Origin of the sequence: Arenibaculum pallidiluteum, from assembly GCF_017355985.1 — a bacterium.
Lineage (GTDB): Bacteria > Pseudomonadota > Alphaproteobacteria > Azospirillales > Azospirillaceae > Arenibaculum > Arenibaculum pallidiluteum.
Genome location: NZ_JAFIQU010000016.1, coordinates 116,838 through 130,922, shown reverse-complemented (window position 1 = coordinate 130,922; position 14,085 = coordinate 116,838). Strand labels below are relative to the sequence as shown.

The window sequence follows — 14,085 nt, the reverse complement described above, 5'->3', positions numbered from 1 at the left end:
GTCACGCGCCCTGCCGGCCCGAGATCCTCTCCAGCGCCCCGGCCGCCAGCCGACGGGTCAGCTCGCCGGCCGGCAACGCCTCGGCCAGGGCCGCAGCCTGTCCCGACCAGAGGCTGACGAAATCCCCGGACCCCGCAGGCTCGGTCGCGGCCCGCAGCGGCGCGACCGCCCCGCCCGCCATGGGAAAGGGCGGAACCGAGGACGAGACCGGGCCGAGCTCGCGCATCAGCCGGTTCATGATGCCGCGCGCGGGGCGGCCGGTGAACAGGTTCGTCAGCGCCGTGCCATCATCGGTGCTGGCCTGCAGCGCCGCCCGGTGGACGGGCGGCACCTTGGCCTCCGGCGAGAGCAGATAGGCCGTGCCGAGCTGGACTGCCGCGGCGCCGAGCGCCAGCGCGGCGACGACGCCCCGGGCGTCCGCAATCCCGCCGGCGGCGATCACCGGCACCCGTACCGCGTCGGCGACCTGCGGCACGAGCGCGAAGGTGCCGACCTGGCACGCGATCTCGTCCGATAGGAAGTTGCCGCGGTGACCGCCGGCCTCCAGCCCCTGGGCGATGATGGCGTCGCAGCCCTGCGCCTCGAGCCAGCGCGCCTCGGCCACCGTGGTCGCCGAGGAGATCACCCGCGCGCCCGTCGCCCGGACCCGGTCCAGCAGCGTGCGGTCCGGGAGACCGAAATGGAAGCTGACGACCTCCGGCCGGTGCTCCTCGACGATGCGGCAGAACTCCTCGTCGAAGGGTGCCCGGCCCGTGGCCGGCGGCGGCGCCTCCGGGTCGAGCCCGAGCTCCACGTAGTAGGGAGACAGCGCGGCCCTCCAGGCCAGGGCGCGCACGGGATCCGGTTTCGGCGGCACATGGCAGAAGAAGTTCAGATTGACCGGACGTCTTGTGCGCGTGCGCACGGCTGCCAGGGCCTCGGCTGCCTGCGCCGGCGTGTACTGCGCGCAGGCCAGCGATCCCAGGCCGCCAGCCTCGCTGACGGCGATCACCAGCTCCGGCGTCGTGTTGCCGGCCATGGGCGCCTGAATGATCGGCAGCTCGATGCCGAACAGGTCGAGGATGCGGCGGTCGGTCCAGGTGGTCATGGTTCCTCGCGAAGGGATCGCAGCGGGGCCGGACGGGCATTGGATCATGCCTGTCGGCCCCCGCCTTGGATAGCACGCCGGCGCGGGCGCATGATCCCCGCCGATGGCCGGGATCGGTCGCGATGCCGGAGAAGGAACTGCGCGCTTCCAAGCTGGCGAGGAGGCAATCCGGCCGCGACATGCGATGCGGCCCGACCCCGGGCCCGGACGTGCCGGGCCCGGGGCGACTGGATCACACCAGCAGGCTGACTTCGCTCATGGTGCTCACGCCTTGCAGCACCAGCACGTCGCCATTGCCGAAGTTGAGGGCGATGCCGCCGTCGGTGAGCTCGACCGTGATGTTGGGGTCTTCGAAGCCCTGAAGGTTGAGGGTATCGTTCTCGGGATCGAAATCGGTCACCGTGTCGTACTCAAAGCCCGGCGTGACCACGATGGTGTCCTTGCCACCGTTGGTCGTGATCACATCGTTCTCGGAGCCGCCGGAAACCGTGTCGTCGCCGTTGCCGCCGATGACCTCGTCATCGCCGGCATCGCCGAATAGCACGTCTCCCGCGGTGGATTGTTCCAGGTTGTTGAAGGCCTGGACGAGGTCGTCGCCGTCGCCGCCGAAGATGAAGTCGGCCGCCACGTCACCACCGATCAGGTCGTCATTGCCGCCGCCGCCAAAGACCACGTCACCGACCGGGTCGTTCCACCGCACGGCATCGTCGCCCTCGCCGGCGTTGACGAAGTCCCTGCCGGCCATGCCGCCGACGGTATCGTCGCCGGGCCCGGCGATCACATGGTCGTCGCCCTGGCCCGTGTTGATGGTATCGTCCCCGACGCCGCTGTCGATGGCGTCGTTCCCCTCGCCGCCGGCGATGTCGTCATTGCCTTCGTTGCCGACCAGGATGTCGTTGCCGGCCTCTCCGGTGATCGTGTCGTTGCCTGCCAAGCCAATGGCAATATCGGCGTCCGGAGTTCCAAGAATTTCATCATCCTCTGGCGTACCAATGTTAATAGCCATGATGTATTCTCCCCTTATATTTGGCCTGAAGAAAATGCTCGAGCCGGCTACCAGGCGAGCAATCGTTCTATTGCGCCAATATGGCACTGACGGATCGGCATATGAATTGCTTCACCCAGCAGGCACAAAGCAGGATATCAGGCCAATGAAGCGATCCGTCGCCACCATTGAACCCGCGATAGCTCACCTCACCAACAGTTTATATGGATTAACGAAGCGGCTTTTCGCTACTCAATGAGTACATTCATCCCCATTTCGAAGATGTAATTATGTTGCAACTGAAATTTGAAGTGGTTTATTTGGAATACTTGAGATCTGGAAGGGCATATATTTAAGGTCCCATGACTCTTTCATTTCATACTTCATCTGGGCAGACACATCCATGATCACGAGGCGTTCGCCGCTTCGACTGTCCCAGTCGCGGCGCCCGCAGACGCGGAAACCCCTTCAGCCGGCAAGGAACGACGGGCCGAGACGAATCGGGGGAAGTGGAATGCCCAGCCTTGGCGTATTCGCCTGTATTTCTGATGGCTGCGGCCGCGTCCTCTGCTTCAAGGCGCATGTCCGCGAGGTCCGCAACTGGCAGCCGAACAGCGTGATCGCCGAGATCGGCTACTTCGCGCATGACGCGCTTCCGCGTCCGCTGTGTCCCAATGCAGGGCTGCGCTTTCGCGCCGCGGCGGCGGGCCTGCGGGGCGTGTTCAGCGTGCTCACGACGCCGGGGGAAGCGGCCAGCTGTTCCGGCGCTCCGTGCGATCCTCTAGGATGAAGGTGTGACGCGATCCGACATCGCGATCCGCGAGATCGCAACCTCCGACGGCCCGGCGCTCCGCGCGCTCTGGCGCGAGACGTGGACGGCCACCTACGGGCCGAGCCTCGGGACCGAGGCGCTGGCCGCCATGCTGGGGCAGCTCGACGCCGCCGACCCGGCCACCATGCTGCCGGCCGCGGACGAGCGTGGCCTGTGCGCTCTCCTCGGAGGCGGCATCGTGGGCTCCGTGATCTTTGCCGAGAGGAACCGCACGGCCTGTCTCTGGGGCCTGTACGTCCAGCCCTCACGCCAGCGCCGCGGCATCGGGACCCTTCTCCTGGAGGCCGCGGCAGCCCGGCTGGAGACCTCGGACCGGATGGAGGTGCGGGTGCTCGAGAGCAGTTCCGGGGCCGTCGCCTTCTACCGCAAGCACGGTTTCTCCATATCGCACCAGGAGACGGACGCCGCAGCGATCCCCGCAACGGCCACGGTCATGACGCGCGCGCTCGGCCCGCGCCACTGACATGACCCTGCGCCATGAGCTCTGGTCCCTTTGCTGTCACACCGGCTGCCGAGACGCGAATTTGCGCCAACGGCGGTCCAAATGATGGTATCGTTGCGCGTCCCGATAATTCCGTTGCGCGTCGGGGCAGACGACCGGCGGTGCCACGCCGCCCGGCCGCCGGCAAACTCAAGCCCCGGACCGATCATGCGCCGCCTCGTCCTCCACCTCCTCGCTGGGCTTCTCCTGGGCCCTCTGGCCGCGTCCATCGGCGCGGCGGATCCGGCGCACGAGGCCGCGTCGCCAGATCGCGGCATCGTCTACCTGATCACCTGGCGCGGCTGCGAGCAGGCCTGCCAAGGCTTCCTGGACCATCTCGCGGACAAGGGGCTGCCGGCCGAGGTGGTGATGCGCGACGCGGCCCAGGATCGGCAGGCCATTCCCGCCTTCGTGGACGAGGCCCGGCGCCTGAAGGCGAAGGCGATCGTCACCTGGAACAGCGAGGTCACGCTTGAGGTCGTGGGGCCCCATGACGCCGTCGACCCTGCCCGGCACGTGACCGACATCCCCGTGGTCTACATGTATGTCAGCGGCGCGGTGGATCTGAAGATCTCGCGCCATGAGGATCGGACGGGCCGCCCGAACGTCGCCGGCACCGACTATGCCGTGCCGCTTTCGGCACAGGCCCACGCCATGACGTCCTACAGGCCGTACCGGCGCATGGGGATGCTCTACGACGCGGGCCAACTCGGCTCCGTCCAGCGCAAGGACGCCATGGCCGCCCTGGCGAAGGAGCTGAACTTTGAGCTCGTAGCCGTCCCCCTGCCCCAGGGCCGGGACGGCCGGCCCGATCCCGGCCGGCTGGACGAGGCCATGGACACTCTCGCGGCCGGCGGGGTCGACTGCATCTATTTCGGCCTCTCGACCTTCCTGGTCGAGCAGGTGAAGCCCTTCACACGCATGGCCGTGGAGCGGCACCTCCCGGTTTTCAGCGGCGGCCCCCTTCCGGTAACGCAGGCCGACGCGCTCTTCGCCTTCTTCACGCGGCTGGAGATGATCGGCGCCCTTGCCGCCGTCCAGGTCGAGAAAATCCTGAACGAGCCCGGCCGGCCGCTCGACACGCTGCCGATCGCCAGGTTCTCGACCTACTCGCTGGTCGTGAACATGGACGTGGCATTGGCGCTGGAGCTGTACCCGCCCACCGGCATGGTCCGGGTCGCCGACTTCGTGAAGGACGGCAAGTGGATCCGGAAGTAGGCGCTGCCCTTCAGCGCGGCGGCTCCGGCGCCAGCGCGTGCACGCAGCGCCCGATGCCGTTCAGGTCGGCCTTCACGCGGACGTCGCGCAGCCCCTGCGCCGCGAGCAGGGCGGCAACGGCGGCGTCCTGTCCCTGCCCGACCTCCAGCGCCACGGCACCGCCGGGCGCGAGCAGGCGCTGCATCTCTGGGGCCAGGGCCCTGTAGGCGTCCAGCCCGTCCGGCCCGCCGGCCAGCGCAGGCAGCGGATCGTGCGCGCGCACCTCGGGCGCCAGGCCCGCGATGTCCCCGTCAGGGATGTAAGGCGGGTTCGAGACCACGAGATCGAATCGCTCGTCGATCCCCGCAGCCCAGTCGCCGTGGCGGAAGGCGGCCCGCCCGTCGAGATGCAGGCGCGCGGCGTTGGCCGCGGCGGTGGCGACGGCGGCTGGCTGCACGTCGACGCCGAGGCCGGTCGCGGCCGGCAGCTCGGAAAGCAGGGCGAGCAGGATGCATCCGGTCCCGGTTCCGAGATCCAGAACCCGTAGCGGCGCCCTGCGGTCGGCGACGCGGGACAGCGCCGCCTCGACCACGGTCTCGGTGTCCGGCCGGGGATCCAGCGTGCTGGGATCCAGGCGCAGCTCCAGGCTCCAGAACTCGCGCCTGCCGAGGATGCGCGACACCGGCTCGCGCGCGGCCCGGCGCTCCACCAGTGCCATGATCCGGTCCACCATAGCCAGCGTCAGCATGGCCCGGGCCTGGATCATCAGCCGCTCGCGCGTGAGGCCCAGCGCGTGCTGGACCAGCAGCCGGGCGTCGAGCTCGGGGGACTCGATGCCAGCCTCGCGCAGGCGCGCCTCGGCCATGCGTTGCGCCTCGCGCAGGGTGGGCGTCGCGGTCATTGCAGCTCGGCCAGCCGCTCGGCCTCATCCGCGGCGAGCAGCGCCTCGACGATCTCGTCCAGCGCCTCGCCCGCCATCACCTTGTCGATCTTGTAGAGCGTCAGGTTGATGCGATGGTCCGTGACGCGGCCCTGGGGGAAGTTGTAGGTGCGGATGCGCTCGGACCGGTCGCCCGAGCCGACTTGGCTGCGCCGGTTCGCGGCGCGCGCGGCATCCTGCTGGGCGCGCTGCATCTCGTAGAGCCGCGCGCGCAGGACGCGCAGCGCCTTCGCCTTGTTCTTGTGCTGGGACTTCTCGTCCTGCTGGCTGACCACGAGCCCGGTCGGCAGATGGGTGATGCGCACGGCGCTGTCGGTCGTGTTGACCGACTGCCCGCCGGGGCCGGAGGAACGGAAGACATCGATCCTCAGGTCCTTCTCGTCGATATGGACGTCGACCTCCTCCGCCTCGGGCAGCACGGCGACGGTGGCCGCCGAGGTGTGGATGCGCCCGCCCGCCTCGGTCTGCGGCACGCGCTGGACGCGGTGGACGCCGGATTCGAATTTCAGCCGCGCGAACACTCCGCGCCCGGCGATGGAGGCCACGGCCTCCTTGGTGCCGCCGAGCTCCGTCGAGGCGTTCTCCAGCACCTCGAAGCGCCAGCCGCGCAGCCCCGCGTAACGCTGGTACATCTCGAACAGCTCGGCCGCGAAGAGCGCGGCCTCGTCGCCGCCGGTGCCGGCTCGGACCTCGAGGATCGCGCTGCGCTCGTCCGCCTCGTCCTTGGGCAGCAGCAGCACCTGGATCCGCCGGACCAAGCCCGGCAGCCTCGCGTCGATCTCGTCGATCTCGGCCCGGGCGAGGTCCCGCATCTCCGGGTCCTCCAGCATGCCTTCCAGGTCCGCGCGCTCGGCGCGGACCTGGCGCAGCTCCTCAATGGCCTCGGCCACCGGCGTGATCTCGGCCAGCTCCCGCGACAGCCGGGTGAAGGTCTGCGCGTCGGCGGTCCCCGACGCAAGCGTGTCCCGCAGCTCGTCGTGGCGCGCCGCGACGCGGGCGAACATGTCCTCGAAACTCACGTTTCCTCGCTCTTTTCCTCGGACGGAAACAGCCGCGCCAGCAGCCGTTCCGCCTGCAGCTCCTCACCCCCGCCGGCCGGGCCCTCGGCCGCCAGCCGACGCAATGCTTCCGACGGCCCGTGCAGCAGCCGGTTCACCAGCAGCCGCGTCGCCTCCGCGGCATCCAGCCCCGGCGCCTCGGCCAGGAGGCGCAGGCGCTCGTCCTCGAAGCGGCGCCGCAGCGCCGCAACCGCCGGCACCGCCGCGCGCTCGGCCCGCGACCTGACGAAGGCCCGCGCGGCCTCCCCGACGATCATCCAGGCGGCCCGGGCCGCCTCGGCACGGCCGGCCTGGCCTTCTGTCGCGATCCGCTCGAGATCGGCGACCTCGTAGACGAAGGCGTCGGCCAGGGCGGCCACCGTCGGCTCCACATCGCCCGGCACGGCCGCGTCCACCACCAGCATGGGCTGCGAGCGCCGCCGACGCAACGCCGTGGCGACGCACTCGGCCGTGACGGTCCATCGGCCGAGGCCGGTCGCCGTCACCACCACGTCCGCCTGGGGCAGCGCGTCCGGGACGGCCTCCGGCGACAGCCAGTGGCCGCCCAGCCGGTGCGCGGCCGCCTCGGCCCGCCCGGCGTTGCGCGCGGCTACCGTGACGCGCGCCAGCCCCGCATCGCGCAGAGCCTCGGCGATCAGCATGCCCATGTCTCCGAGCCCGACCAGCAGCAGCCCGCAGCGGGCGAGGTCGCCATGCAGGTCGCGCGCGGTCTGCACCGCTGCCGCCGCGATGGAGACCGGTCCCGCGGCGATGGCGGTTTCCGTCCGCACGCGCTTGGCCGCGGCAAAGGCCGCCTGCATCAGTGCCTCGACCGAGGGGCCCGAGAGCCCGCCCTCGACCGTATCGCGGTATGCCGCCTTGATCTGGCCCAGCACCTGCGGCTCGCCCAGCACCTGGCTGTCCAGCGCACTCGCCACCGCGAAGACATGGCGGACGGCATCCTCGTCCACGAGGCAGTGAAGGCTTTCCGCCAGGGCCGAAGGCGCGAGACCCGCCCGCTCGGCCAGGAGCGCCGTGGCGGCGACCTTGACGGCGGCGGGATCCGGATGCGCCGCAACGAGCTCGACCCGGTCGCAGGTCGAGATCCAAACGCTTTCCTTCAGCCCCGCCGCGCGCAGCCGCGCCTGCACGGCGGGCAGCTCGCGCGGCTCGGTGGCGAGCAGTTCGCGGATCGAAGGGGCGCAGGAGCGGTGCGTCGCCCCCACCATGACGAGATGGACCGGCTCTCGCGGCCCGTCGGAAGGCATGGCGCTAGGATAGGGGCGCGGCGCCACCGGGTGAAGCGCCGCGCGGGGGTGCGGCGTCGTGCGCCACGCCCGTCATTCGGCGGCCGCGACCGCTTCCGCCGCCTTCGCCGCCTCGATCTCCGCCGCCTTCCGCTCGACCAGCCCGGCGAGGTGCTCGACGATGTCCTCGTCCTTGAGCCGGTGGTGCGGGACGCCCGCGATGTAGACCTGGTGGGTGCCGTTGCCGCCGCCAGTGAAGCCGATGTCGGTCTCCCGCGCCTCGCCAGGGCCGTTCACGACGCAGCCGATCACCGAGACGGTCATGGGCGTCGTGATGTGGGCCAGGCGCGCCTCGAGCTTGGCCACGGTGGAGATCACGTCGTACTGCTGGCGCGCGCAGGACGGGCAGGAGATCACGGTGACGCCGCGCCGCCGCAGGCCCAGCGTCTTGAGCATCTCGTAGGCGACCAGCACCTCCTCGACCGGGTCGGCCGAGAGCGACACGCGGATCGTGTCGCCGACGCCCGACCACAGCAGCATGCCGAGCCCGACCGACGACTTCACCGTCCCCGCGCGCAGGCCGCCGGCCTCGGTGATGCCGATGTGCAGCGGATAGTCGCAGGCCTCGGCGAGCTGCTGGTACGCGGCGACGGCCAGGAACACGTCCGAGGCCTTGACCGAGATCTTGAACTCGCGGAAGTCATGGTCCTCGAGGATACGCGCATGGTCGAGCGCGCTCTCCACCATCGCCTCGGGGCAGGGCTCGCCGTATTTCTCCAGGAGGTCGCGCTCGAGGCTGCCGGCGTTCACGCCGATACGGATCGAGCAGCCATGGTCCTTGGCGGCCTTCACGACCTCGCGCACGCGCTCGGCCGAGCCGATGTTCCCGGGATTGATGCGCAGGCATGCCGCCCCCGCCTCCGCCGCCTCGATGGCGCGGCGGTAGTGGAAATGGATGTCCGCGACGATGGGCACGTTGACCTGGCGCACGATGTCGCGCAGCCCCCGGGTCGAGGCTTCGTCCGGACAGGAGACGCGCACGATGTCGGCCCCGACCTCCTCCATGCGGCGGATCTGGGCGACGGTGGCCGCCACGTCCTCGGTGGGCGTGTTGGTCATGCTCTGCACCGAGATCGGCGCATCGCCGCCGACCAGCACCTTGCCCACCCGGATCTGGCGGCTCTTGCGGCGGTGGATGTCGCGGTACGGGCGGACGGACATGGGAGCTTTCCTGGCGAGGGACCATGCGGACGCGATGCCCGTGGAGGCATGCGTACGCGGCGTACCCTTGCAAAGGTGCGCAGCGCGCGCCCGGAGTCAAGGTGGCCAAGGGGTATCGGACACCCGGATGGTGCCGCAGAGGCGGAGATCCCGGCGGATCTCCCAATCGCCCCGCCGCCGGCGGCCGCAGATGCCCGGGGGCACCCGCGCGGCCGGCGCTCAGCGTGCGAGGAAGCGCTGGGGTTCCAGCGGGACGTCGCGCATCACCTGGCCCGTGGTGCCCATGGCCTGGCCCTGGCTGCCGTCCACGGCGACCACCAGGCCGCCTGCATTTCCGGTCACCAGGCGCAGGCCGGGCTGGTCCGGCACGCGGTACACGTCGCCGGGACGCAGCACGCGGGCGAAGACGAGCTCGCCCCCGGCGCTGCGCACCTGGACCCAGGCATCCTGGATGGCCTTGAGCTGGATGCGCGATACGCCGTTGGTGCTGCCATAGACCTTGCCGGTGGGCAGCTCGGGCGCCGGCGCCGCGGCGGCGGGCGGAACCTCGGCCGTCTGGGGCAGAGGCTGGGCCGGCTGGCCAGCCGCCAGCGCGGTCGGCGCGGCCGGGACCTCGTCCTCGTCGGCCTCCGGAGCCTGGGCCACATCCCCGGTCGCAGGCGGGACGGGGGCGGGCAGCGCGGCTGCAGGGGCCGGCGCCGCAGCGGCAGGAGCCGCCGCGGGAGCCGCAGCCGTCGGGTTGGCAGGAACGGCAGGCGCCGGAGCGGGTGCGGCAGCTGCCGCCGGCGGCGGGCTAGCCGGCGACGTGACCGACGCCGCGGGTGCAGGTGCGGGTGCGGGGGCCGGAGCTGCGGCGGGCGCGCTCGCCACGGGGGACGGGCTCGCCGCAGGAGGCGGAGCGGCGGGGGCGTGAACCGCGGGAGGCGTGGCCGGCGGGATGGCGGGCGCCGCTTGGGCGTCGGCGGGCGATGGCGCCGGAGCGGTGCCGGCGGGGGCCTCGGCCGGCTGTCCGGCCCCGGGGTTCAGCACCTGAGCGATCTGGTCGGGCAGCGGCGGGACCAAGTCCACCAGCTCGCGCCCGGTCGAGGACATGTAGTACCAGCCGCCATAGACGGCTGCGCCCAGCAGAAGGGCGCCGAACAGCACGCCGCCGCCTGGGATACGGCTCTCGGAGACCGGCTTCGGCATGTAATATTCCGAGCGCGCGATGGTCCCCGAGGATTCCTCCTTGAAACGGCGGACGGCGGTTTCGGGATCGAGGCCCAGATGCTCGGCGTAGGTGCGCAGGAAGCCGATCGCGTAGGTCGCCCCGGGCAGGTCCTTGTACCGGCCGTCCTCGAGCGCCTGGAGGAAGACCGTCCGGATCCGCAGGGCGCGGGCGACCTCGTCGACCGCGACGCCGCGGGCCTCGCGCGCGCGGCGCAGCGAGGCGCTCAGCGTCTCGGTGTGCACTGCAGGGAGGCTGCGCTCCTCGTCCCCGTCGAGGGACGAGGCCCGGCCTGCGTCGTCGAAGAACCTGCGCTTCCGCTCGCCCATGCTCGCCCGCTCTTCAATGCTGCGCAGGTGCCGACCCGATGTGGACCCCTGCGATGATGGGACCGATCTTCCGGAAGGAGGGTTACCGAACCCTTTAAACGTCCTGCCCAATGGTGCGTTTTTTGTTCCGGCAGAGCAATGCTAGATCATGACTCCGTGATCTCTCGCGTATGCAAGCAGCTTGTCGCGCAAGCTGTGGTCGGGAAGATCCAACAATCCTTCCAGATACTCACGCAGCGGGCCCAGATCCAGGCTCCTGATCATGGTCTTCACCGCGCCGACCGCTGGCGGCGACATGGACAGGATCCGGTAGCCGAGGCCGGCCAGGGCCATCGCCTCGAGCGGGCGGCCGGCGATCTCGCCGCAGACCGAGAGCGGGACCTTCGCCGCGTCGGCCTGGCGCACCAGCGAGCGCAGCAGCCGCAGGAGCGCGGGCGAGAGCGGGTCGTAGCGGGTCGCGAGCTTCGGGTTGCCGCGGTCCGCCGCGAACAGATACTGCAGCAGGTCGTTGGACCCAACCGACAGGAAGTCGACGCGGCGCAGCAGCACGTCGAATTGCCAGACGATGGACGGCACCTCGATCATCGCGCCGACCCTCACGGCCGTGGGCGGCTCGCGCCCCTCGGTGGCCAGCCGGGCCTGCTCCATGTCCAGGATGGCCTTGGCGGCATCGAACTCGGCGACCTCGGCCACCATGGGGAACATCACCCGCAGCTCGCGGCCGGCCGAGGCTCGAAGCAGTGCGCGGAGCTGCTTGCGCAGCATGGCCGGCCGGTCGAGCCCCATGCGGATCGCGCGCCAGCCGAGCGCCGGGTTCTCCTCCTGCTCGGCGGTGAAATAGGGCAGCACCTTGTCGCCGCCGGCATCGAGCGTGCGGAAGACCACCGGCTTGTCGCCGACCTGCTCCAGCACCCGGGCATAGAGATCGGTCTGGGTCGCGACGTCGGGATAGGCCGACCGGACCATGAACGGAATCTCGGTGCGGTACAGCCCGACCCCGTCCGCCCCCGAGGGGCCGAGATGGGACAGGTCGATCACCATCCCGCAGTTCAGGTTGATGGAGATCGGCGTGCCGTCCCGCGTGACGGCCGGCAGGTCGCGCACCGCCGCATAGCTGCGCTCGCGGTCGGCGAGCAGCGCCATGGAGCGCGCGAAGCTCTCCTGGATGTCCTCGGCCGGCCGCACGAACACGAGCCCGTTGTCGCCGTCCACGATCAGGGGATCCAGCGGCTCGATGCGGGTCAGTACGTTGGTGCACTGGCCGACCACCGGGATCTCGAGCGCGCGGGCGACGATCGCGACATGGCTGGCCGCCGAGCCCTCCTCCAGGACCAAGCCGCGCAGCCGGTGCTTGTCGTAGTCCAGCAGCTCGGCCGGGCCCATGCTGCGGGCCACCAGCACGAACTCGTCCGGCAGCGTGCCGGCGTCGGCCGCCGAGGGGCGGCCGGTCAGGTGCTGGAGCAGCCGGTTGTTGAGATCGTCGAGGTCGAGCAGCCGCTCGCGGATATAGGGGTCCGCGATCTGGCTCATGCGGGCGCGGGTGTCGTTCTGGACACGCTGCACCGCCGCCTCCGCCGTCAGGCCGCTGTTGATGGCCTCGCGGATCTTCGACAGCCAGCCGCGGTCCTCGGCGAACATCCGGTAGGTCTCGAGGATGTCGCGGTGCTCGCCCGACCCGTCGCCATGGGCGCGCATCAGGGCGTCGATGGCGCCCAGCACGCCCGCCAGCGCCTGGCGCAGGCGCTCGTGCTCGCGCTCGGGATCCTCGGCGACGAGCTGCCGGATCGTGAGCTGCGGGCGGTGCAGCACGGCGTGCCCCATGGCGAGGCCGCGGTTCAGCGTGATGCCCTCAAGCCTGGTCGGCAGCAGCGCCGCATCGCCCGCCGTCGAGATCTCCTGGGCACCGACGAGCTCGCCCGCCGCCACCAGCTCGGCGACCACCATGGCGATGGTCTGGAGGGTCTCGACCTCTTCCTCGTTGTAGTCGCGCTTGGCCTTGTGCTGGATCACCAGCACGCCGCGCACCCGGCCGCCGCGCAGGATCGGCACGCCCGCCATGGACTGGAAGGGATCCTCGCCGGTCTCGGGGCGGTAGGAGAAGTTCGGGTGCGAGCGCGCATCGGCCAGCGCCATGGGCCTGGCATGCGCCGCGATGTCGCCGACCACGCCCTCGCCCACGCGCATGCGCGTCTTGTGGACGGCGTCGGGGTTCAGGCCGATGGTCGAGAACAGCTCCAGGATGTCGCCAGCGCGCATCACGTAGCAGGAGCAGACGTCCGCCTGCACCTCCTGGCCGATCAGGCGCACGATCTTGTCCAGGCGGCTCTGGGCCGAGCCCGACCCGGCCATCACGTCCCGCAGCGCCGCCAGCAGACGCCGCGCCGAATTGCCGGCCAGCGTCGAGACCGGGCCCGGCGCGGGAGCGGCGATGTCGGGCGTGTCCACCGGCATCACCGCGCCCCGGAGACGGCCGCCGGCGGCTCCGCTCCGGCGAAGGGATCCCGCCGCTCCAGGCAGCGGACCGCCTGCTCGATGATCTCGGCCAGGATCTCCGACACGGGCTGCTCGCGCGTCACCAGCCCGACGGACTGCCCCGCCATCAGGGAGCCGTTCTCGACGTCGCCCTCGACCACGGCGCGGCGCAGGGCTCCCGCCCAGAAATGCTCGATCTCGAGCTGCGCGTCCTTCTGCGAGAGCTCGCCGCGGTCGAAACGGGTGATCACCTCGCGCTGGAAATCGGTGAAGCGGCGCGTGCCCTCGTTCACCAGGGCGCGCACCGGGATCACGGGAAAGCGCGGGTCGAGCTGCGCGGTCGGCACCGCATCGCGCGCGGCGGCGTCGATGAACGCCTTCTTGAAGCGCGGATGCGCGAGGCTTTCCGTCGCGCAGACGAAGCGGGTTCCGAGCTGCACCCCCGCAGCCCCCATCTCCAGGTAGCTGACCACCGCCTCGCCCCGGCCGATGCCGCCGGCGACGAAGACCGGGACCTCGCGGATCTCGGGCAGGATCTCCTGGGCGAGCACCGAGGTCGAGACCGGCCCGATATGCCCGCCGGCCTCCATCCCCTCGATCACCAGGGCGTCGACGCCCAGGCGCAGCAGGCGCTTTGCGATCACCAGCGCCGGCGCGAAGCAAAGGACCCTGACGCCGCCGTCCTTCAGCCTGCGGATCGCGGTCGCAGGCGGCAGGCCGCCGGCCAGGACGACATGGCCGACCCGGCGGTCGATGCAGACGTCGATCAACCGGTCCAGCTCGGGATGCAGCGTGATGAGGTTGACGCCGAAGGGGCGGTCGCAGAGCGCGGCGGTGGCGGCGATCTCGGCGTCGAGCATGTCGGGCCGCATGGACCCCGAGGCGAGGACGCCGAACCCGCCGCCCCGCGAGATCGCGGCGACGAGATTGCGCTCGGACACCCAGGTCATGGCCCCGCCCAGGATGGCGAGGTCCGCTCCGAGGAAGGCCGATCCGCGGCTCCACAGGCGGTCAAGCGTCGCACGGGCGGGTCTGAGCATGGCGGCGCCT

General features: G+C 70.9%; 12 protein-coding genes. 3 read left to right on the top strand and 9 right to left on the bottom strand.

All coding sequences use genetic code 11. The features are described 5' to 3' along the window. Position 1 precedes the first annotated feature (1 nt). Together JUB13_RS24480 and JUB13_RS24475 are read right to left on the bottom strand one after the other, a co-directional pair. The gene (locus tag JUB13_RS24480; RefSeq protein ID WP_207483658.1) at positions 2-1,087 is read right to left on the bottom strand and encodes an NAD(P)H-dependent flavin oxidoreductase; all 1,086 of its coding nucleotides are present in this window, start codon (positions 1,085-1,087) and stop codon (positions 2-4) included. A 232-nt stretch (positions 1,088-1,319) separates the two neighbouring features. After that, positions 1,320-2,093: a calcium-binding protein gene (locus tag JUB13_RS24475; RefSeq protein WP_207483655.1), complete on the bottom strand. Its 774-nt coding sequence runs from the start codon at positions 2,091-2,093 to the stop codon at positions 1,320-1,322. A gap of 493 nt (positions 2,094-2,586) precedes the next feature. Between JUB13_RS24475 and JUB13_RS24470 the strand changes: the two genes are divergently transcribed. The 3 genes from JUB13_RS24470 (at position 2,587) to JUB13_RS24460 (ending at position 4,603) form a co-directional block, all read left to right on the top strand. Beyond that, the gene (locus JUB13_RS24470; protein ID WP_207483653.1) at positions 2,587-2,862 is read left to right on the top strand and encodes an NUDIX hydrolase; all 276 of its coding nucleotides are present in this window, start codon (positions 2,587-2,589) and stop codon (positions 2,860-2,862) included. Positions 2,863-2,866: 4 nt separating this feature from the next. Further along, a complete protein-coding gene (locus JUB13_RS24465) occupies positions 2,867-3,367 on the top strand; it encodes a GNAT family N-acetyltransferase (RefSeq protein WP_207483651.1) in 501 nt (166 codons plus the stop codon). A gap of 186 nt (positions 3,368-3,553) precedes the next feature. Continuing rightward, the gene (locus JUB13_RS24460; protein WP_207483649.1) at positions 3,554-4,603 is read left to right on the top strand and encodes an ABC transporter substrate binding protein; all 1,050 of its coding nucleotides are present in this window, start codon (positions 3,554-3,556) and stop codon (positions 4,601-4,603) included. Between the two features lie 10 nt (positions 4,604-4,613). Here JUB13_RS24460 and prmC read toward each other — a convergent pair whose 3' ends face one another. The 7 genes from prmC to JUB13_RS24425 all read right to left on the bottom strand — a co-directional run bounded on the left by prmC (position 4,614) and on the right by JUB13_RS24425 (position 14,075). Next, on the bottom strand, positions 4,614-5,483 hold the full coding sequence (gene prmC / locus JUB13_RS24455) for a peptide chain release factor N(5)-glutamine methyltransferase (protein ID WP_207483645.1): 870 nt from the start codon (positions 5,481-5,483) through the stop codon (positions 4,614-4,616). Then, entirely contained in the window at positions 5,480-6,541 is a 1,062-nt protein-coding gene (gene prfA / locus JUB13_RS24450; RefSeq protein WP_207483642.1) for a peptide chain release factor 1, read from the bottom strand. The genes prmC and prfA overlap by 4 nt, the downstream gene beginning before the upstream one ends. Beyond that, a complete protein-coding gene (gene hemA, locus JUB13_RS24445) occupies positions 6,538-7,827 on the bottom strand; it encodes a glutamyl-tRNA reductase (protein WP_207483640.1) in 1,290 nt (429 codons plus the stop codon). Before hemA ends, prfA begins: the two co-directional genes overlap by 4 nt. Positions 7,828-7,899: 72 nt before the next feature. Beyond that, on the bottom strand, positions 7,900-9,027 hold the full coding sequence (ispG, locus tag JUB13_RS24440) for a flavodoxin-dependent (E)-4-hydroxy-3-methylbut-2-enyl-diphosphate synthase (RefSeq protein ID WP_207483637.1): 1,128 nt from the start codon (positions 9,025-9,027) through the stop codon (positions 7,900-7,902). Between the two features lie 219 nt (positions 9,028-9,246). Beyond that, entirely contained in the window at positions 9,247-10,563 is a 1,317-nt protein-coding gene (locus JUB13_RS24435; protein WP_207483635.1) for a helix-turn-helix domain-containing protein, read from the bottom strand. A 141-nt stretch (positions 10,564-10,704) separates the two neighbouring features. Next, a complete protein-coding gene (gene ptsP / locus JUB13_RS24430) occupies positions 10,705-13,014 on the bottom strand; it encodes a phosphoenolpyruvate--protein phosphotransferase (RefSeq protein ID WP_328703003.1) in 2,310 nt (769 codons plus the stop codon). Next, positions 13,014-14,075 (bottom strand): NAD(P)H-dependent flavin oxidoreductase, encoded by a 1,062-nt coding sequence (locus tag JUB13_RS24425; protein ID WP_207483633.1) that lies wholly within the window; start codon positions 14,073-14,075, stop codon positions 13,014-13,016. The genes ptsP and JUB13_RS24425 overlap by 1 nt, the downstream gene beginning before the upstream one ends. Between the last annotated feature and the right edge of the window lie 10 nt (positions 14,076-14,085).